18 protein-coding genes and 1 pseudogene are annotated in these 18,464 nt (G+C 71.3%); 8 read left to right on the forward strand and 11 right to left on the reverse strand.

The window, feature by feature from the left end:
• Positions 1-106: 106 nt before the first annotated feature.
• On the forward strand, positions 107-2,152 hold the full coding sequence (locus ACZ6S6_RS29855; RefSeq protein WP_469707784.1) for a thioredoxin domain-containing protein: 2,046 nt from the start codon (positions 107-109) through the stop codon (positions 2,150-2,152).
• A 6-nt stretch (positions 2,153-2,158) separates the two neighbouring features.
• On the opposite strand, the gene ACZ6S6_RS29860 is transcribed toward ACZ6S6_RS29855, so the two are convergent.
• From ACZ6S6_RS29860 to trhA, 3 genes are all read right to left on the reverse strand, one after another.
• Positions 2,159-2,791 (reverse strand): TetR/AcrR family transcriptional regulator, encoded by a 633-nt coding sequence (locus ACZ6S6_RS29860; RefSeq protein WP_469707786.1) that lies wholly within the window; start codon positions 2,789-2,791, stop codon positions 2,159-2,161.
• 11 nt (positions 2,792-2,802) lie between these two features.
• Positions 2,803-4,320 (reverse strand): MFS transporter, encoded by a 1,518-nt coding sequence (locus ACZ6S6_RS29865; protein WP_469707788.1) that lies wholly within the window; start codon positions 4,318-4,320, stop codon positions 2,803-2,805.
• Positions 4,321-4,515: 195 nt separating this feature from the next.
• Positions 4,516-5,217, reverse strand: coding sequence for a PAQR family membrane homeostasis protein TrhA (gene trhA, locus ACZ6S6_RS29870; protein ID WP_362953844.1), 702 nt, complete (start codon positions 5,215-5,217; stop codon positions 4,516-4,518).
• 213 nt (positions 5,218-5,430) lie between these two features.
• On the opposite strand from trhA, the gene ACZ6S6_RS29875 reads away from it, so the two are divergent.
• Positions 5,431-7,257 carry a phosphoenolpyruvate carboxykinase (GTP) gene (locus ACZ6S6_RS29875; protein ID WP_362953842.1) on the forward strand — a complete coding sequence of 609 codons (1,827 nt, stop codon included), beginning with the start codon at positions 5,431-5,433 and terminating at the stop codon, positions 7,255-7,257.
• 106 nt (positions 7,258-7,363) lie between these two features.
• On the opposite strand, the gene ACZ6S6_RS29880 is transcribed toward ACZ6S6_RS29875, so the two are convergent.
• The 5 genes and pseudogenes from ACZ6S6_RS29880 to ACZ6S6_RS29900 all read right to left on the reverse strand — a co-directional run bounded on the left by ACZ6S6_RS29880 (position 7,364) and on the right by ACZ6S6_RS29900 (position 9,823).
• A complete protein-coding gene (locus ACZ6S6_RS29880; RefSeq protein ID WP_362953840.1) occupies positions 7,364-7,786 on the reverse strand; it encodes an SCO4983 family protein in 423 nt (140 codons plus the stop codon).
• Positions 7,787-7,888: 102 nt separating this feature from the next.
• Complete coding sequence (locus ACZ6S6_RS29885) at positions 7,889-9,100, reverse strand: pyridoxal phosphate-dependent aminotransferase (protein WP_362953838.1); 1,212 nt, start codon at positions 9,098-9,100, stop codon at positions 7,889-7,891.
• 225 nt (positions 9,101-9,325) lie between these two features.
• Positions 9,326-9,511: an arylamine N-acetyltransferase gene (locus ACZ6S6_RS29890; protein WP_469707893.1), complete on the reverse strand. Its 186-nt coding sequence runs from the start codon at positions 9,509-9,511 to the stop codon at positions 9,326-9,328.
• Positions 9,494-9,607 (reverse strand): annotated as a pseudogene (locus ACZ6S6_RS29895) (arylamine N-acetyltransferase); the annotation flags it as partial. The pseudogene ACZ6S6_RS29895 and the gene ACZ6S6_RS29890, both read right to left, overlap by 18 nt.
• Before the next feature lie 3 nt (positions 9,608-9,610).
• Positions 9,611-9,823, reverse strand: a complete 213-nt coding sequence (locus tag ACZ6S6_RS29900; RefSeq protein ID WP_362953836.1) for a DUF4287 domain-containing protein — start codon at positions 9,821-9,823, stop codon at positions 9,611-9,613.
• A gap of 238 nt (positions 9,824-10,061) precedes the next feature.
• Between ACZ6S6_RS29900 and ACZ6S6_RS29905 the strand changes: the two genes are divergently transcribed.
• From ACZ6S6_RS29905 to ACZ6S6_RS29920, 4 genes are all read left to right on the forward strand, one after another.
• A complete protein-coding gene (locus tag ACZ6S6_RS29905) occupies positions 10,062-10,904 on the forward strand; it encodes a CPBP family intramembrane glutamic endopeptidase (protein WP_362953835.1) in 843 nt (280 codons plus the stop codon).
• Positions 10,901-12,055 carry a sensor histidine kinase gene (locus ACZ6S6_RS29910; RefSeq protein WP_469707792.1) on the forward strand — a complete coding sequence of 385 codons (1,155 nt, stop codon included), beginning with the start codon at positions 10,901-10,903 and terminating at the stop codon, positions 12,053-12,055. The genes ACZ6S6_RS29905 and ACZ6S6_RS29910 overlap by 4 nt, the downstream gene beginning before the upstream one ends.
• Entirely contained in the window at positions 12,052-12,711 is a 660-nt protein-coding gene (locus ACZ6S6_RS29915) for a response regulator (RefSeq protein ID WP_469707794.1), read from the forward strand. Before ACZ6S6_RS29910 ends, ACZ6S6_RS29915 begins: the two co-directional genes overlap by 4 nt.
• Before the next feature lie 156 nt (positions 12,712-12,867).
• Positions 12,868-13,761, forward strand: a complete 894-nt coding sequence (locus tag ACZ6S6_RS29920) for a S1 family peptidase (RefSeq protein ID WP_469707796.1) — start codon at positions 12,868-12,870, stop codon at positions 13,759-13,761.
• Between the two features lie 83 nt (positions 13,762-13,844).
• Here ACZ6S6_RS29920 and ACZ6S6_RS29925 read toward each other — a convergent pair whose 3' ends face one another.
• Complete coding sequence (locus ACZ6S6_RS29925; RefSeq protein WP_469707798.1) at positions 13,845-14,705, reverse strand: DUF1206 domain-containing protein; 861 nt, start codon at positions 14,703-14,705, stop codon at positions 13,845-13,847.
• 121 nt (positions 14,706-14,826) lie between these two features.
• Here ACZ6S6_RS29925 and ACZ6S6_RS29930 point away from each other — a divergent pair, with 121 nt between their 5' ends.
• Positions 14,827-14,994, forward strand: coding sequence for a hydrophobic protein (locus tag ACZ6S6_RS29930; RefSeq protein ID WP_362953826.1), 168 nt, complete (start codon positions 14,827-14,829; stop codon positions 14,992-14,994).
• Between the two features lie 10 nt (positions 14,995-15,004).
• Here the strand turns inward: ACZ6S6_RS29930 and ACZ6S6_RS29935 are convergent, their stop codons facing one another.
• The gene (locus ACZ6S6_RS29935; RefSeq protein WP_469707800.1) at positions 15,005-15,835 is read right to left on the reverse strand and encodes a TetR/AcrR family transcriptional regulator; all 831 of its coding nucleotides are present in this window, start codon (positions 15,833-15,835) and stop codon (positions 15,005-15,007) included.
• A 94-nt stretch (positions 15,836-15,929) separates the two neighbouring features.
• Here ACZ6S6_RS29935 and ACZ6S6_RS29940 point away from each other — a divergent pair, with 94 nt between their 5' ends.
• Positions 15,930-16,766: a siderophore-interacting protein gene (locus ACZ6S6_RS29940; RefSeq protein WP_469707895.1), complete on the forward strand. Its 837-nt coding sequence runs from the start codon at positions 15,930-15,932 to the stop codon at positions 16,764-16,766.
• Between the two features lie 34 nt (positions 16,767-16,800).
• Here the strand turns inward: ACZ6S6_RS29940 and ACZ6S6_RS29945 are convergent, their stop codons facing one another.
• Complete coding sequence (locus ACZ6S6_RS29945; protein ID WP_362953823.1) at positions 16,801-18,420, reverse strand: N-acyl-D-amino-acid deacylase family protein; 1,620 nt, start codon at positions 18,418-18,420, stop codon at positions 16,801-16,803.
• Between the last annotated feature and the right edge of the window lie 44 nt (positions 18,421-18,464).

Below are 18,464 nucleotides of genomic sequence, written 5' to 3' on the forward strand. Positions count from 1 at the left end.
CTCCTCTGCCTCTTCTCTGATGGCGCACACGTGCGAACCGGCAGAAGCGAGGCGGGGCCGCGCGGGTTTCGGCGGCACGATTGGGCACTGTGAGAGGCTGGGCAGTATGAACCGGCTGGCTGGTGTGACCTCGCCTTATCTGCTGCAGCACGCTGACAATCCGGTCGACTGGTGGCCCTGGGGGCAGGACGCCTTCGAGGAGGCGCGGCGGCGCGATGTCCCCGTTCTGCTGTCGGTCGGCTACTCCGCGTGCCACTGGTGCCATGTGATGGCTCATGAGTCGTTCGAGGACGAGGACGTCGCGGCGTACCTGAACGAGCACTTCGTGCCCGTCAAGGTCGACCGCGAGGAGCGCCCCGATGTCGACGCCGTCTATATGGAGGCCGTGCAGGCGGCGACCGGGCAGGGCGGCTGGCCGATGACCGTCTTCCTCACCGCCGACGCCGAACCCTTCTACTTCGGGACGTACTTCCCGCCCGAGTCCCGCCACGGCCTGCCGTCCTTCCGGCAGGTGCTCGAAGGTGTCGTGGCCGCCTGGACCGACCGGCGCGACGAGGTCGGCGAGGTCGCCGGGCGCATCGTCCGCGATCTGTCGGAGCGCTCACTCGCGCACGGCGGCGAGGGGCTGCCCGCCGAGTCGGAGCTGGCGCAGGCCCTGCTCGGGCTGACCCGTGAGTACGACGAGAAGAACCGCGGCTTCGGCGGCGCCCCCAAGTTCCCGCCGTCGATGACGATCGAGTTCCTGCTGCGCCACCACGCCCGTACCGGCGCGGACGGTGCGCTCCAGATGGCGGCCGACACCTGCGAGGCGATGGCCAGGGGCGGGATGTACGATCAGCTCGGCGGCGGTTTCGCCCGCTACTCGGTGGACCGGGAGTGGGTCGTACCGCACTTCGAGAAGATGCTCTACGACAACGCGCTGCTCTGCCGGGTATACGCCCACCTGTGGCGTTCGACCGGTTCGGAGCTGGCCCGCCGGGTGGCCCTGGAGACCGCCGACTTCATGGTCCGGGAGCTGCGTACGACCGAGGGCGGCTTCGCCTCGGCGCTCGACGCGGACAGTGAGGACGCCCACGGCAGGCACGTCGAGGGCGCGTACTACGTCTGGACGCCGGCGCAGTTGCGCGAGGTGCTGGGCGAGGACGACGCGGTGTTCGCGGCCGAGCACTTCGGGGTGACCGAGGAGGGCACCTTCGAGGAGGGTTCCTCGGTGCTCCGGCTCCCGCCGAAGGGCCCGCTCCACCCGCCGCGGACGGGCCAGGTCGTGGACGACGCGCGGGCCGCCGATGTGCGGGTCCGGCTGCTCGCCGCCCGTGAGCTGCGCAAGCGGCCGGGGCGGGACGACAAGGTGGTCGCCGCGTGGAACGGGCTGGCCATCGCCGCGCTCGCCGAGGTGGGCGCGTACTTCGACCGCCCCGACCTGATCGAGCGCGCCACCGAGGCCGCGGACCTGCTGGTGCGGCTCCACATGGGCCCGGTCGCCCGGCTGGCCCGTACCTCCAGGGACGGCAGGGCCGGTGAGCACGCCGGGGTGCTGGAGGACTACGGCGATGTGGCGGAGGGCTTCCTCGCGCTGGGCGCGGTCACCGGCGAGGGCGTCTGGCTGGAGTTCGCGGGCTTCCTGCTGGACATCGTGCTCCAGCACTTCACCCGCGAGGGCGGTCAGCTGTACGACACCGCGGACGACGCCGAGCAGCTGATCCGCCGCCCGCAGGACCCCACCGACAGCGCCACCCCGGCCGGCTGGACGGCGGCGGCGGGGGCGCTGCTCTCGTACGCCGCGTACACCGGATCGGAGCCCCACCGCACCGCCGCCGAGGGCGCGTTGGGCGTGGTGAAGGCGCTCGGGCCGAAGGCGCCGCGGTTCATCGGCTGGGGGCTCGCGGTGGCCGAGGCGCTGCTCGACGGACCGCGCGAGGTGGCCGTCGCCGGACCGGTCGGCGGTGAGCTGCACCGTACGGCGCTGCTGGGACGGGCGCCCGGCGCGGTGGTCGCGGCGGGGGAGACGGCGGGGTCGGAGTTCCCGCTGCTGGCGGACCGTCCGATGGTGGACGGCGCGCCGACCGCGTACGTGTGCAGGCACTTCGTCTGCGACGCGCCGACGACGGACCCGGCGGTGCTGGCGGACGCACTCGGGGGCGCCGCGTCCTGACCGGCGTCACAGCCGCAGGCCGCCCTCCAGCGTGTCCAGAGCCGCGTCGACCATCTCCACGAGGTCGCCCTCCAGGCCGTGCTCGCCCCAGTACAGCGTCACCTCGCGCAGTGCGCCCAGCACCGCCGCGACGAAGACCCGGATCGGCAGGTCGTCCGGGCTGCGGCCGGCGCGGCCGGCGAGCACCTCGGAGAGGAGCTTCGCCGTGTCCGACATGGTCTCCGTCATCCGCGCCCGGATGGCGGGGACCTCCACCATCAGCCGGGTGCGCTGACGCAGTTCCTCGTCCTCCTCGATGGCGAACGACGACAGCGCCTCCCGCATCATCAACCGCAGGGACTCCAGCGGAGGTTCGTCCAGCGGACGGCTCCGGAGCACGGCCGCCATGAGCGGGTCGTACTCGTCGGTGAGGACGATGTCCTCCTTCGTCGCGAAGTACCGGAACACCGTGCTCGGAGACACCTCGGCCGCCTCCGCGATCTGCTCGATGGTCGTCGCGTCGTACCCCTGCTCGGAGATCAGCCGGTAGGTCGCCTGCCGGATCGCGACCCGGGTCCTGAGCTTCTTGCGCTCGCGCAGCCCCATCGGGGGCTGCGCGCCGGGTGCGGTGGAGGACGGGGTACGGGGGGTGGCGGCCATGGTCGTCATTGTCAGGCATCGACGGGGGTGGCGGCCACGTCGGCCGGTTCGCTCCGCTTCTGCTCGGGGCCGGTCATGAAGGCCCCGACCAGCAGGGCGCTGACCAGTGCGGTGGCGCCGATGACCAGCATGACCAGGCTCATGCCGTGCAGATAGGCGGCGTCGGCGGAGTCCGCGAGCCGCTGCGCACCGAGCCTGGCCGCGACGGCGTGGGCGGCGACGACCGAGTCCCCGGCGGTGTCCGCGGCGGCGGCCGGCACTCCCGTGGTGTCGAGCCGCCCGCTGTAGGCACCGGCGAGCAGGCTGCCCAGCAGGGCGATCCCGAGGGCGCCGCCCGTCTGGCGCACGGTCATCAGCAGCCCCGATCCACTGCCGGCCCGGTCCGGGGGCAGGGCGCCCAGCGCGGCGTCCATGGCCGGGACGACGGCGAAGCCGAAGCCGACCCCTGCGACGGAGAGCCACAGCGCGGTGAAGCCGTAGCCGCTGTCGACCGTCGTGCGGCTGCCGAGCAGCGCTGCGAAGGCGAGTACGACGAGTCCCGCCGACATCGTGGCGCGGGCCCCGAAGCGTGCGTTGAGCGGGCCGCCCGCCCGCGTGGCGAGGATCAGCCCGCCCATCATCGGCAGCATCCGCACCCCGGTGCCGAAGGCGTCGTTGCCCAGCACGGCCTGGAAGTACCCGGGCAGGATGAACATCAGCCCCGCCAGGACGAACATCACGAGCGTCGCCGCGAGCGTGCTGAGCAGGAACGTCCGCTGCCGGAGCAGGGACATGTCGAGCATCGGGCGGGTGGCCCTGCGCTCGCGCAGGACGAGTGCGGTGATCAGGGCCACGCCCGCGGCCAGCACGGCGAGCACCAGCGGGTCGCCCCAGCCGCGGCCCGGCGCCTCGATGACCGCGTAGATCAGGGCGCCGAGGCCGGTCGCGGTGAGCACGGTGGAGACGATGTCGACCCTGGGGGCCGCCGGGTCGCGGGTCTCCGGGAGCAGGAACACGCAGGCGGTGATGCCGATGCCCACCATCGGGATGTTGACCAGGAAGACCGAGCCCCACCAGAAGTGGTCGAGCAGCCAGCCGCCCAGGATCGGGCCGAGCGGCATGCCGAGCGCGGAGGCGGCCGAGACGATGCCGATGGCCTTCATCCGGTCCTTCGGCTCGCCGAACAGCGAGGGCAGTACGGCGAGGGCGAGCGGCATCACGAGGGCACCGCCGACGCCCATCACGCTGCGGGCGGCGATCACGGTCGGCACGTCATCGGCGAGCGTTCCGATGAGCGAGCCGACGAGGAAGACGCCGAGGCCGGTGATGAGCATCCGCCGGCGGCCGAACCGGTCGCCGAGCAGTCCGGCCGGAAGCATCAGCGCGGCGAACACGACGACGTACGCGTCGGCCATCCACTGCTGCTGGCCGGTGGTGGCGCCCAGCTCACCGGCCATGGTCGGGAGCGCCACGTTGAGGATCGTCATGTCGAAGCCGAGGACGAGCATGCTCGCCACCAGCGCGCCCAGGGCCCACCAGCGTCGGTTCACGGTGTTCTCCTTTGAGAGTGTCAGTCAAATGACAGTAACTCTCAAAAGATTGTGAGTGTCAATGTGGGGGTGGGGTGGGTAGGGCGGTGGGCGGGGTGGCGAGTGGGTGCGGCAGGGGATGTGCCCGGACACGCGTCATGGCCGTGACTCGGAAGTCACGGCCATGAGGGGGACGGGGTGAGGGGGTGGCGGGGCTCAGTTCTGGCTGTAGGCCACCAGGGAGATGCCGACGTAGTGCACGACGAACGCCGCCAGGGTCAGGGAGTGGAAGACCTCGTGGAATCCGAACCAGCGCGGTGACGGGTTCGGCCGCTTGATGCCGTAGATGACGCCGCCTGCGCTGTAAAGCAGTCCGCCGACGACCACCAGCACGAGCACCGCGATCCCGCCGGTCCGCATGAAGTCCGGCAGGAAGAAGACCGCCGCCCAGCCCATCGCGATGTAGCAGGGCGTGTAGAGCCAGCGCGGGGCGCCGACCCAGAACACCCGGAAGGCGATGCCCGCGACCGCCGCGCCCCAGACCGCCCACAGGAGTGGCGTCCCGGTGGAGCGGGGCAGCAGGAGCAGGGTCAGCGGGGTGTAGGTGCCCGCGATGATCAGGAAGATGTTGGCGTGGTCGAGCCTGCGCAGCACCGCCTCGCCGCGCGGTCCCCAGGTGCCGCGGTGGTAGACGGCGCTCACGCCGAACAGCAGGCACGCGGTCAGGATGTAGACGCCGCAGGCGATCCGGCCGCGGGTGGTGTCCGTGAGCGCGATGAGCACGATGCCCGCGACGACGACCGCGGGGAACATGCCGGCGTGCAGCCAGCCGCGCATCCGCGGTTTCAGCTCGGCTTCGTGGGTCCCGGCTGGTTCCAGCCCGGCAGGTTCGGGTGCGGCGGCGGCAGCGGCAGTCATTCCCGCATCGTACCTACGCCACCGTAGGTTGCAGATATGAGTGGTGATGCTCACGTGGGCGGCCCTCTGGACATATGGGCGGAACGGCCGGATGATCAAATGAGTGCGGTCGGCACCGGATGAGCGCCAGGGGTAATCCGAAGGGGTAGAAGCATCCGGGTCGCAGCCCCCACGGGGCACCTTCCAGACAGACACCCTCATCAAGGAGCGATCGTGGCGCGCGACATCGCGGCTCCCCTCACTGTCCCCACCAACCACCAGGAGCTCGTCTCCTGGGTCGACGAGATCGCAGCCCTCACCGAACCGGACCGGGTGGTCTGGTGCGACGGCTCCGAGGCCGAGTACGAGCGCCTGTGCGGGGAGCTCGTGGCCAAGGGCACGTTCACCAAACTCGACGCGATCAAGCGCCCGAACTCCTACTACGCCGCCTCCGACCCGAGCGATGTCGCGCGGGTCGAGACCCGTACGTTCATCTGCTCCGAGAAGGAGGAGGACGCCGGTCCGACGAACCACTGGAAGGACCCCGCCGAGATGCGGGAGATCTTCGTGGGGGACAAGGGCGTCTTCCGCGGCTCCATGCGCGGCCGCACCATGTACGTCGTGCCCTTCTGCATGGGCCCCGTCGGCTCGCCGCTCTCCGCGATCGGTGTGGAGATCACCGACTCCGCGTACGTCGCCGTCTCGATGCGCACCATGACGCGCATGGGGCAGCTCGTCCTCGACGAGCTGGGCACCGACGGATTCTTCGTCAAGGCCGTCCACACCCTGGGCGCCCCCCTGGCGGAGGGCCAGGAGGACGTCCCGTGGCCCTGCAACTCCACCAAGTACATCTCGCACTTCCCCGAGGACCGCGAGATCTGGTCCTACGGCTCCGGCTACGGCGGCAACGCCCTGCTCGGCAAGAAGTGCTACGCGCTGCGCATCGCCTCCGTCATGGCGCGCGACGAGGGCTGGCTCGCCGAGCACATGCTGATCCTCAAGCTCACCCCGCCGCGCGGTGAGTCGAAGTACGTCGCGGCGGCGTTCCCGAGCGCCTGCGGCAAGACGAACCTCGCCATGCTGGAGCCCACGATCTCCGGCTGGACCGTCGAGACCATCGGCGACGACATCGCCTGGATGCGGTTCGGCGAGGACGGCCGGCTCTACGCGATCAACCCCGAGGCCGGCTTCTTCGGCGTCGCACCCGGCACCGGCGAGCACACCAACGCCAACGCCATGAAGACCATGTGGGGCAACTCCGTCTTCACCAACGTCGCCCTCACCGACGACGGCGACGTCTGGTGGGAGGGCATGACCGAGGAGCTGCCCGAGCACCTCACGGACTGGAAGGGCAACGACTGGACCCCCGAGTCCGGTACGCCCGCCGCCCACCCCAACGCCCGGTTCACCGTCCCGGCCGGGCAGTGCCCGATCATCGCGCCCGAGTGGGAGGACCCCAGGGGCGTGCCGATCTCGGCCATCCTCTTCGGCGGACGCCGCGCCTCGGCCGTACCGCTGGTCACCGAGTCCTTCACCTGGCAGCACGGTGTCTTCCTCGGAGCCAACGTCGCCTCCGAGAAGACCGCCGCCGCCGAGGGCAAGGTCGGGGAGCTGCGCCGCGACCCGTTCGCCATGCTGCCGTTCTGCGGCTACAACATGGGCGACTACATGAAGCACTGGATCAAGGTCGGCGCGGACAAGCCGGACCAGTCGAAGCTTCCGAAGATCTACTACGTGAACTGGTTCCGCAAGAACGAGGCGGGCAAGTTCGTCTGGCCCGGCTTCGGCGAGAACAGCCGCGTCCTGAAGTGGATCGTGGAGCGCCTGGAGGGCAAGGCCGAGGGCGTCGAGACCCCGATCGGCATCCTGCCGGCCAAGGGCTCGATCGACACCGAGGGCCTGGACCTCTCCGAGTCGGACCTGGACTTCCTGCTCAAGGTCGACAAGGAGGTCTGGCGCGAGGAGGCGGCGCTGGTCCCCGAGCACCTCAACACCTTCGGTGACCACGCGCCGAAGGAACTGTGGGACGAGTACCGCGCCCTGGTCCAGCGGCTGGGCTGATCCTCACGCCGCAGGCGCCGGGCCGCCGCGCCGGCGGTGGCCGCGGCACGGCCGCGGGTAGGTGGCACCCGGTCCACGCGCCTCTACGGCCCGTGGACCGGGGCCGTCAGAGGGCGCCGATCAGGTGCGACGGGGTCGCGGGGGAGTCGGCGGCGGAGGCAGCGGCCGGGGCCGCTGCGGCGTGGGCGTCCATGCGCTCGGCCGAGAGGATCGCGACGGCCGTGTCGGCGCGGGACGCGGCCACCACCAGCGCGCGGCCCGCGAGGGCGTGGGCGCGGCGGTGCAGGGCGGGGGCGGGGGCTTCGGTCAGACCGGCGTGCCGGGTGGGCGGCGTACCGCGCAACCGTGCGACCTGTTCGGCGATGTGGTCGCCCGCCTCGCCGAGTCCCAGTTCGTCGGTGACCGCGAGCAGTGCGGCCAGATGTCCGGCGAGCTGGATGTCCAGCTCTTCCTCACGGGTGCGGCGCGGGAAGTCGTCGGCATGGTCGGCCGGTGTGTGGACCGATTTGGTGCGGATCGGTTCGTACATGGATGGCCTCCTGGTGATGCTGTGGATCCATCCTAGCTTGGATTCAGTCTAAAGTTGTCCAGATTCGCGGCCAGGCGATGGGGGCCATCGCAGGGACCGGGTTTACACCTGGCCGTACCCGTCCAGGAAGCGGGCGATCCGGTCGATCGCATCCGTCAGATCCTCGGTCGTGGGAAGCGTCACGACCCGGAAGTGATCGGGCTCCGGCCAGTTGAACCCCGTCCCCTGCACCACCATGATCTTCTCGGCCCGCAGCAGGTCGAGGACCATCTGCCGGTCGTCCTTGATCTTGTAGACCTTGGGGTCGAGCCGCGGGAAGAGGTACAGCGCCCCCTTCGGCTTCACACAGGTCACGCCCGGGATCCGCGTCAGCAGGTCGTACGCCACGTCCCGCTGCTCCAGGATGCGGCCGCCCGGCAGCACCAGTTCGTTGATCGACTGCCGCCCGCCGAGCGCGGTGGCCACGGCGTGCTGCGAGGGCATGTTGGCGCACAGCCGCATGTTGGCCAGGATCGTCAGCCCCTCGATGTACGAGGAGGCGTGCGCCTTCGGCCCGCAGACCGCCATCCAGCCGGAGCGGAACCCGGCCACCCGGTAGTTCTTGGAGAGCCCGTTGAAGGTGAGGACCATCAGATCGGGCGCGATGGCGGCGGTCGGGGTGTGGGTCGCCCCGTCGTACAGGATCCGGTCGTAGATCTCGTCGGAGCAGACGACCAGGTTGTGGCGCCGGGCGATCTCCGTCAGCCCGCGCAGCATCTCGTCGTCGTACACCGCACCCGTCGGATTGTTCGGGTTGATGATCACGATGGCCTTGGTGCGGTCGGTGATCCTCCGCTCGATGTCGGCGAGGTCCGGCATCCAGTCGGCCTGCTCGTCGCAGCGGTAGTGCACGGCCGTCCCGCCGGCCAGCGAGACCGACGCGGTCCACAGCGGATAGTCCGGAGCCGGTACGAGCACCTCGTCCCCGTCGTCGAGCAGCGCCTGCATCGACATCTGGATCAGCTCCGAGACGCCGTTGCCCAGGTAGATGTCCTCGATGTCGAGGTCGATCCCCTTGGTCTGGTAGTGCTGCATCACCGCCCGCCGCGCGGACAGCAGCCCCTTCGCGTCGCCGTAGCCGTGCGCCCCGGAGAGGTTGCGCAGGATGTCCTCGAGGATCTCCGGCGGGCACTCGAAACCGAACGCGGCGGGGTTGCCGGTGTTCAGCTTGAGGATGCGATGGCCCGCTGCCTCCAGCCGCATGGCCTCCTCAAGCACGGGGCCCCGGATTTCGTAACAGACGTTGGCGAGCTTCGTGGACTGGATGACCTGCATGTCTGCGAGCTTACGACTGTGTTTCGCGGGGTGCCCGGCCTTTCCCCGCAGGTTGACCCACCCGGGTAGCCCGGCCCGCCCGCCCCGGCTTCCATCCCATGCGCCCACCGCCCGCGCACCGTGGGAACCCTGGGCGCGGACGGGGGCCGGGCTTGGAAAGGGGTGGGGGCGGGACGTGACGGACCAGCACGGGTGAGATGCGCCACGGGGCGCCGGGGCGGACCGTCACTCCGGCAGCCGGGTCCCCTCCGGCAGCCGGATCGCGAAGGCGTCCGCGAGGACCCGCTCCACCTCGGCCGCGTCCGTCAGCTCCCGCTCCTCGCGCCCGCCGCCGTTCGACGTCACCACGAGGGTGCGGCCGGTGAGCGCCAGATGGGCGTCCTCGGTGGTGCGCTCGAAGGGGATGCCCAGCGCGTGCGCACGGTGCACCGAGCGCAGCACGGCCGCGGTGGGCCGGCGCTCCCCGCTCCAGCCGATGCGGGCGAGATAGGCGTCGAGGTCGAGCATGTCCTACTCGCCCTTGTCCTCGGCGAGCGTGTGAGCGACCAGGGCGTTGGCATGGCCGTGCCCCATCGCGTGCTCGGACTTGAGCCACGCCACGATCTCCATGTGCTTGGTCAGCGGCGAGGCGCGGATGAGGTCCTTCCACTCCGCGACCGGGCGGCCGTACTTCTGCTCGATCGACGGGAAGTAGGAGGCGGGTCCCTTCACTGCATCAGTCATGACGGAAGTCTGGCAGGCAGGTCTGACAGTCACCCGGCGAAAGCCCGGCGAATGCCTGGGGAAAGCTCGGGAAAGCCGACAGCCGCGTGGCCCCCGCCGCGGTGCCGTACGCGGGCGCTGTCCCCCGTGCGAGCTACGCGCAGGTGTCCACCGTGCGGTGACGATTCCGGGCCCCCCGATCCGTAGCGTTCGAGCGAAGCCGCGGCGAGGGGTCCGCCGGCCCGGAAAGGGAGTTCTGATGAGAGTCGTCTGGCAGCTTTTGGCCGTCGTCGCCGCCTGGATGATCGGTGGCCGTTGCGTCGCCGCGGTGGACGGGAACCCGTGGCTCACGCTCGTTGTCGGCCTCCTGGCGGTCGTGCTCGCGGTGGGTACGTACAAGTGGGTGGTGGGGCGGACCGAGCGCCGCGCGGTCACGGAGCTGTCCGCAGAGGGTGCCGGGCCGGCGACCGGCCGTGGCGTGCTGATCGGTGTCGCCCTGTTCGCGGCCGTCATCACCAACCTGGCCTTCGCCGGTGACTACGAGGTCAACGGCCTGGGCTCGGTCACCGGCGCGGTGGGGCTGTTCGGCTTCATGGCGGCCGCCGCCGTGACGGAGGAACTGGTGTTCCGAGGCGTCCTGTTCCGGCTCGTCGAGGAGTGGGGCGGCACCTGGCTCTCGCTGGTGCTGACCGGCGCGCTGTTCGGTCTGATGCATCTGCTCAACCCGAACGCCAGCCTGTGGGGCGCCGTCGCCATCGCCATCGAGGCCGGCGGCATGCTGGCCGCGGCGTATGCCGCGACCCGCAAGCTGTGGCTGCCCATGGGCCTGCACTTCGGCTGGAACTTCGCCGCGTCCGGCATCTTCAGTACGGAGGTCTCGGGCAACGACACCCCGAAGGGGATACTCGACTCCACCACCTCGGGCTCGAAGTGGATCACCGGCGGTGACTTCGGCCCCGAGGGGAGCGTGTACTCCGTGCTGTTCGGTGTGCTGCTGACGATCGCGTTCATGTGGCTGGCCCACCGGCGCGGCAACCTGGTGCCCCGGCGCAGCCGGCGTGTTGTCGAGGCCGCTGCCGACGCCACTACAGTCTCCCGGTGACCAGTCTCCGTAAGTTCCCCGAGCTGTGGCACCGGTTGGACGTCACGGTCCGCGATCTCCCCCTCGGGCTGCTCTTCTTCGGCGCGTCGTTCATGCCGGCCTTTCACAACCGCGGGACGGAGATCGGCGGCCTGCCGGGGCGTTCCTTCGACGCGCTGGCCGTCCTCGCCATCGCCCTCCAGAGCCTCCCGCTCGCCGTGCGGCGGCGGCTGCCGATGGTCTGCCTCGCGCTGGTGCCGCTCGGCTTCGCCCTGGACCAACTCCGCGGCTACCACCTGCTTGCGGGCACCGTGTTGCCCATCGCCCTGCTGAGCGCGGGGTCCCATCTGGAACGGCACCGGCGCCCCGTCGTGCTCGTGCTCTCCGGGGCGTACGTGGCACTGGCGGTCGCGCTCGCCCGGATCGGGCCCGGCGAGAGCGTGGCCGACTACGTGGCGTTCTACCTGGCTCTCGCCCTCGCCTGGGGAGCCGGCTCGTGGCTGCGCTACACCCGCACCCTGGAGGCCGAACGCCGCCGCCGCGTCGCCGAGGACACCCGGGTCGCCGAACGCACCCGTATCGCCCGTGAGCTGCACGACGTGGTGACCCATCATGTGACGGCGATGGTCGTGCAGACCGAGGCGGCACGCTATCTGACCGCCGCGCCCGACCGTCTCGACCAGACCCTGACCACGGTCACCGACACCGGCCGGCGGGCCATCACCGATCTGCGTCACCTGCTCGACCTGCTCAACCCCGACCACGGCACCGAGGCCAGGACGCCGACCGTCGGCAGGGTCCTCACCCTCGTGGAGCAGACCCGCCGCGCCGGGCAGCCGGTGGAGTTCACCGAGCAGGGCACCCCGGCCGCATCGACCGGCAGCGCCGACCTCGTGGCCTACCGGGTCGTGCAGGAGGCCCTGACGAACGCCCTCAAGTACGCCCATGGCAGCCGGACTTCGGTCCAGGTGCAGCACAGCGAGAGAGAGATCACGGTGGAGGTCAGCACGGACGGGTCCGGATCGAGGGCGAAGGTCCCCGGCGGCAGCGGGCGGGGCCTGGCCGGTCTCCGTGACCGGGTCGACGTCCTGGGCGGCGACTTCAGCGCGGACCCCCGCGCCGGCGGCGGCTTCGTCGTCCGGGCGCGCATACCCGCCGGGAGCCCCTCGTGACCACGCCGATCCGGGTCCTGATCTGCGACGACCAGATCCTGGTGCGTACCGGTCTCGCCACGATCATCGACGCCCAGCCCGACCTGGAGGTGGTGGGCGAGTGCGGGGACGGGCGGACCGCGGTCGACATGGCGGGCGAACTGAGCCCGGACGTCGTCGTCATGGACATCCGCATGCCGGTGCTCGACGGCATCGAGGCCACCCGGCTGCTGGCCGGCGCCGGGGTGGCGCATCCCGTCAAGGTGCTCGTGGTGACCACGTTCAACCTGGACGAGTACGTCTACGAGGCGCTGCGCGCCGGGGCGAGCGGGTTTCTGCTCAAGGACGCGCCGCCGGCCCAACTGCTGCACGGGATACGAACGGTGGAGACGGGCTCGGCGCTGCTGGACCCCGAGGTGACCCGCCGGCTGGTGGGCAGGTACGCCGCCCGGATCCGGCCCGCCGACGGCGCCCCGAACGACATCCCGCTGACCCCGCGCGAACTGGAGGTGCTCCGCCTCATCGCGGACGGCTTCTCCAACAGCGAGATCGCGGTGACCCTTCTGATCAGCCACGAGACCGTCAAGACCTTCGTGTCACGCATCCTCAGCAAGCTCGGACTCCGTGACCGGGTCCAGGCGGTCGTCTACGCCTACCGCCAGGGCCTGGTGACCTGAGCGGGCCGGGCGTGGTGAGGCGGACGGCCCGAGCGGCCGGAATCCGCCCCTTGTGCGGCTCCCCCCGATACGCCACCATGCGCATGTCAAAACCGGAAGAACTCCGGTCGCAGAGGCCCCACGCGCTCTGCACAGGTCACTAGAGGGGACCCCCACATGAAGAAGCCTCTCGTCGGTGCGCTCTTCGCCGTCCTGCTCCTGGGAGCCGGCACCGCACCCGCGACCGCGGCCACAAGCCACGACGCGGCAGCGCCCGGCACGGTCAAGGCGGCGGCATCATCGAGCCACGCGGCAGTCGGCGCGAAGGCCAGGCCCAAGGCCGTCGGCTTCGCCGGGACCGTGGCGCTCAGCAACTGTTCGGGATCGGTCGTCCGTACGCCCGGCTCCCAGCCGGGCGATCCCGCGCTCGTGCTCTCCAACGGGCACTGCATGGAGTCCGGCTTCCCCGGTCCCGGCGAGGTCGTGCGCGACCAGCCGTCCACCCGCACCTTCACCCTGCTGAACAACGCGGGCAGCGGCGTCGGCACACTGCGGGCGAGCAAGATCGCGTACGGGACGATGACGGACACCGATATATCGGTGTACCAACTCACCTCCACGTACGCCCAGATCGAGAGCAGCTACGGCATCAAGGCGCTGGAGCTCAACACCGCGCACCCGGTGCAGGGCACCGCGATCACGGTGGCGTCCGGGTACTGGAAGCGCACGTACAGCTGCAACGTCGACGGGTTCGTCTACCGCCTCAAGGAGGGGGAGTGGACCTGGAAGGACTCGGTCCGCTACACCTCCGCCTGCCAGACCATCGGCGGCACGTCCGGCTCGCCGGTGATCGACAACGCCACCGGCAAGGTCGTCGCCGTCAACAACACCGGTAACGAGGACGGGCAGGAGTGCACGGACAACAACCCGTGCGAGGTCGATGAGAACGGCCAGGTGACGGTCCGCGAGGGCATCAACTACGCCCAGGAGACCTACGGAATCGTGCCGTGCATCGGGGCCGGCAACGTGTTCGACCTGGACGCGGCCGGGTGCGAACTGCCCAAGCCGTAACGGCGGGAGCACAGCCGGGCGGGGCGGGAGAGAACTCCCGCCCCGCCCGCATGCCCGCCCCGCCCGCAGTCCGCCCCGCCCCCTCAGATCCGGCGCCACCGGGCGTTCGCGCAGGAGAAGAGGCCGAAGGCCGCCAGCCCCACCGCGATCAGAGCCAGCAGCCATGGGCCGGCCGGCGTCGTGGTGAAGGACCGCAGCGTGTCGTCCATGCCCTTCGCCTCGCCGGACCGGGCCCGCACCGCGGCGGCCACGGCGAAACCGCCCGCCACCGTGAAGACCAGCCCGCGCGAGACCCCGCCGAAGACGCCGGTGATGTCCACGGCACGTCGTTCGGTGCGTGACATCTCGCCCGTGCGCAGATGCTTGTGGAACTTGCGGAGCGCGGCCCGGCCGGCGATCCACAGGCCCACGCACGCGACGGCCACACCGCCCGCTCCCACCAGCCAGCGGCCGCCCGGCATCTCCAGGACCCTGGCCGTGACGTCCCGCGACCGCGCGTCGCCGGCACCGCTGCCGCTGCCCTTGTCACCCGCCGCGAACATCAGGACCGAGTAGGACACGAAGCCGTAGAAGACGGCGCGCCCGGCCGATGCCAGCCGCTTGGCCGCCTTCTGTCCGTCGCCGCCCGCGGCCCCGAACGCGGCCTCGGACAGCCGCCACAGGGCCATTCCCGCCAGTGCGACACCCAGCACCCACAACAGGACGGACCCGAAGGGCTTCTGCCCGATCTCGGTGAGCGCCCCGCCCCGGTCCGCCGTCTTTCCGCCACCGCCACCGTCACCGCCGGTGGCGCTGAACGCTATGCGCAGCGCCAGGACGCCGATCAGGAAGTAGATCACCCCACGGGCCACGAATCCCGCACGGCCGCCCGCCTCGACCGCTGAACCATTTCCTGCGCGTCTTGCCTTTCCGTGTCCTTTTCGGGCTGTCGCAGAAATATTCATGCGCTCCCGGGTGCCCCGGAAAACGGAGGGGAAACATTTTCGCCCGGGTCCGGAAAGAGTTCTTATTCAGAGGTGTGGATCGGCGGAGTCCGGGAACTCGAATTTCTGGAGGTTGATAAAAATGGTTCCCCTGATAGTCGTTCTTCTGCTCGTCCTGGTGCTGTTCGGTGCCGGTTTCGCGCTCAATCTGCTCTGGTGGATAGCGGGCATCGTGCTCGTCGTCTGGCTGCTCGGTTTTCTCATGCGTTCGGGTTCCGGAGCCAGTCGCGGCCGGTGGTACCGCTGGTGAACCGAGGGGGTCAGGGCGTGTCCGTACGCCCTGACCCCCGGTTACGCAGGACCGCAGCCCCGATGCCGTCCAGCAGCACGTCCAGGCCCGCGGCGAACGTCTCGCGCGCCTCCCGCTCCGGATACGGGACCGTGTCGTCCCCGGCCGGCTCCGGGGGCGCCGACTCCCGCTCCATCCGGCTCAACTCCGGGTAGCGGTCCGCGAAATCCGGGACCAGCTCGACGAGCGCCGCCGAGCGGGCGTACCACCACTCCTCGTCCGGCCGCCCCGTCGCCGACGCCGCCTCGCGTGCGTCGGCGACGGTCTGCGCGGCGCCCCGTACGAAGTGGAACAGGGTCCCGACCAGGCGCCTGAGGACCCCGGCGTCGAGCCCCGTGCCGTAGAGGCGGCGCACGAGTGTGTCCAGGGCGGCGTACTCGTGCGGGCCGAGCACCGGACGGGCCCGGGAGACCTGGAGCACCCAGGGGTGGCGCAGGTAGAACGCGAGCGTGTCCCGCGCCCAATGCGTCAGATCCGTACGCCAGTCGGCGGCTCCGGAGCGGGCGCCGGGGAGTTCCGCGTGCACCGCGTCGTACATCAGGTCCAGCAGTTCGCTCTTGCCGGGAACATGGGTGTAGAGCGCCATCGCCGTGCGCCCGAGCCGCTCGCCCACCGCCCGCATCGAGAGCGCGGCCATGCCGTCCTCGTCGGCCACGGCGACCGCGGCGGCCACGATCGCGTCGACCGTCAGTCCGGGCCTGGGGCCGGGACCGGGGGTGCGGCCCGGCTCCTCCGGTACGGCCGAGCGCCACAGCAGGGACATCGACCGTCGGGCATCGCCCTGCCCGGCATAGACCACCACTTGCGACTCCTTACGCCATAAAGTAACTTCGGTCCGGCAACTCCTTATGGCGTAAAGTATCAAACCCCGGTGAGAGGGTGGTGTCGCGGTGGTGGTGCGGACCTTGGCTGTGTCGTACGTGCGGGTCGCGGATGTCGAGCGGATCAGCCCGCGGATGCTGCGGATCGCCTTCTCCGGGGACGCGCTGGCGTCGCTCATGGAGGACCGGCCCGACCAGCAGATGAAGCTCTGCTTCCCGAGGCAGGGGCAGCGCGTGCCCCGGCTGCCGGAACCGGACGCCGAGGACACCTACGGAATGCGCTGGTACGAGGCCTGCCTCGCGATCCCCGAACCGGAGCGGCCGATCATGCGGAGCTTCACCGTCCGCGCGTACGACCCCGGCTCCGGGCTCATGGCCGTCGACTTCGTGCTCCACGGCGACGGAGGGCCCGCCACCCGCTGGGCCCGCGCCGCCGGGCCCGGGGACGTGGCCGGCATGGTCGGCCCGTCCTCGGCGTACGCGCGGCCGCTGCCCGAGGCCGGGCACCTGCTGCTGGCCGGCGACGAGTCGGCGCTCCCGGCGATCGGGACGATCCTCGAATCGCTGCCGGCCGGCGCGCGGGCGACGGTCTGCGCCGAGGTCGCCGACGCCGCGGAGGAGCAGCGGTTCGACACCGCGGCCGCACTCACCGTGCGCTGGGTGCACCGGGACCGGGGCGAATCGCTGCTGGACGCCGTCCGGTCGGCCGCGCTGCCCGGGGAGAGCGCGGCCGCCTGGCTCGCGGGCGAGGCCGGCACGGTCCGTGCGCTGCGCCGCCACCTCGTCGAGGAACGCGGACTGCCCAGGTCCGCCGTCGAGTTCAGCGGCTACTGGCGGCGGGCGCTCACCCAGGACGACGCGCCCACCGAGGAGGACCTGGCGTGGGCACGGGAGCGGGCGGCCGGGGGCTGAGCGTAGGCCGGGTGCCCTCTGAGGGGAGCGGCCGCTACCGGCGGGGCGCGGAGCGCACCGACCGGCCGGCCAGGACCTGGGTCCGCCTGCCGTCCTCGATGACGAAGCGGCCGTCGATCAGTACGTGCGGGATGCCGAACGGCAGGGTGCGCGGCGCGTCGAACGTCGAGCCCGCGGCCACCGTCGACGGGTCGAAGAGCACCAGGTCGGCGCGGTACCCCTCACGCACCTGACCGCGGTCGGCCAGCCGCAGCCGGGCCGCCGGGCGGGACGTGAGGTGGGCGACGCACTCCTCCAGCGAGAGGATGCCAAGCTCCCGCGTGTACCGGCCGAGATACTGCGGGAAGGTGCCGTACGCGCGCGGATGCGGCTTGTCGCCCTGGAGGATGCCGTCGCTGCCGCCGGTGTGGACGCGGTGGCGCATGATCTGCCGGACGTTCTCCTCGTGGCCCACGTGCTGGAGGATCGTCGTGCCCAACCGGTCGTCGAGGAGCAGCCGCCGCGCGGTCACCCAGGGCTCCTCGCCGCGCAGCCGCGCGGACTCGGCCACCGTACGGCCGACGTACGCGTCGAGGCCGGGCACGCTCACGCCGGAGATCTCGATGGTGTCCCACTCCATCGGCACGCCGTGGCAGCCGTCCGCCCCGACGACCTCCATGTCGTGGCGGATCCTCGCGGCCGTCGGGTCGTCGGCGAGGCGGGACAGGATCGACTCCGGTCCGCCCTCGCTGGCCCAGCTCGGCAGCATGGCGACCAGCGTCGTGCAGCCCGGGGTGTACGGGTAGGTGTCGAGGGAGATGTCGGCGCCCGCGTCCAGGGCCCGGTCGAGGAGGCCGAGCAGTTCCGGCGCCTTCCCCTCGTTCACCCCGAAGTTCATGGTGGCGTGCGCGAGATGGAGGGCGCAGCCGGCGGTGCGGGTGAGCCGCACCATCTCCTCGTACGCGGCCAGTGCGCCCGCCCCGTAGGAGCGGTGGTGCGGGCAGTAGTAGCCGCCGTGCTCGGCCACCACCCGGCAGAGTTCGGTGAGTTCGGCGTCGTCCGCGTACATGCCCGGGGTGTAGGTGAGCCCGGAGGACATGCCGACGGCGCCCTCGGCCATGGAGCGGGCGACGAGTTCCTTCATCCGGGTCAGCTCGGCGTCGGTGGCGGGCCGGTCGTCCCAGCCGACCGCGTACATCCGGACGGTGCCCTGCGGGATCAGATAGGCGGCGTTGACGGCGATGCCCTGGCCGCCGAAGTTGCGGTCGAGCCGGTCCAGGTACTCGCCGACGGTGCGCCAGTCGAAGTCGATGTCGCTCCCGTCACCGTTCCAGCCGGTGATGGACCGGCGGACCTCGGCCAGGGTGCGGTCGTCGACGGGGGCGTACGACAGCCCGTCCTGGCCGAGGACTTCGAGGGTGACGCCCTGCGCGGCCTTCGCGCTGTGGTCGGGGTCGCGGAGCAGGGCGAGGTCGCTGTGGGCGTGCATGTCGACGAAGCCGGGGGAGAGGGCGAGACCGTCGGCGTCGAGCGTGCGGGCGGCGGAGGGGCGCGGGCCCGGGGCGTGCTCCGGGTGGATCTCCGCGATGCGGCCGTCGCGGACGGCGACGTCGGCGCGGTAGGAGGGGGTGGCGGTGCCGTCGATGACGCGGGCGTCGCGGATGACGAGGTCCATGGGGGGGTGCCTTTCGGGACGGGTGTGCGGGGGCGCTGCCCCCC

The sequence above is a fragment of the Streptomyces sp. NPDC048671 genome, assembly GCF_055587045.1.

Coding starts and splice junctions, on each gene's coding strand:
- ACZ6S6_RS29900 (WP_362953836.1), bottom strand. CDS start 9,823: ATGACTGATGCAGTGAAGGGACCCGCCTCCTACTTCCCGTCGATCGAG.
- ACZ6S6_RS29920 (WP_469707796.1), top strand. CDS start 12,868: ATGAAGAAGCCTCTCGTCGGTGCGCTCTTCGCCGTCCTGCTCCTGGGA.
- ACZ6S6_RS29880 (WP_362953840.1), bottom strand. CDS start 7,786: ATGTACGAACCGATCCGCACCAAATCGGTCCACACACCGGCCGACCAT.
- ACZ6S6_RS29930 (WP_362953826.1), top strand. CDS start 14,827: ATGGTTCCCCTGATAGTCGTTCTTCTGCTCGTCCTGGTGCTGTTCGGT.
- ACZ6S6_RS29885 (WP_362953838.1), bottom strand. CDS start 9,100: ATGCAGGTCATCCAGTCCACGAAGCTCGCCAACGTCTGTTACGAAATC.
- trhA (WP_362953844.1), bottom strand. CDS start 5,217: ATGACTGCCGCTGCCGCCGCCGCACCCGAACCTGCCGGGCTGGAACCA.
- ACZ6S6_RS29945 (WP_362953823.1), bottom strand. CDS start 18,420: ATGGACCTCGTCATCCGCGACGCCCGCGTCATCGACGGCACCGCCACC.
- ACZ6S6_RS29860 (WP_469707786.1), bottom strand. CDS start 2,791: ATGGCCGCCACCCCCCGTACCCCGTCCTCCACCGCACCCGGCGCGCAG.
- ACZ6S6_RS29905 (WP_362953835.1), top strand. CDS start 10,062: ATGAGAGTCGTCTGGCAGCTTTTGGCCGTCGTCGCCGCCTGGATGATC.
- ACZ6S6_RS29925 (WP_469707798.1), bottom strand. CDS start 14,705: ATGAATATTTCTGCGACAGCCCGAAAAGGACACGGAAAGGCAAGACGC.
- ACZ6S6_RS29855 (WP_469707784.1), top strand. CDS start 107: ATGAACCGGCTGGCTGGTGTGACCTCGCCTTATCTGCTGCAGCACGCT.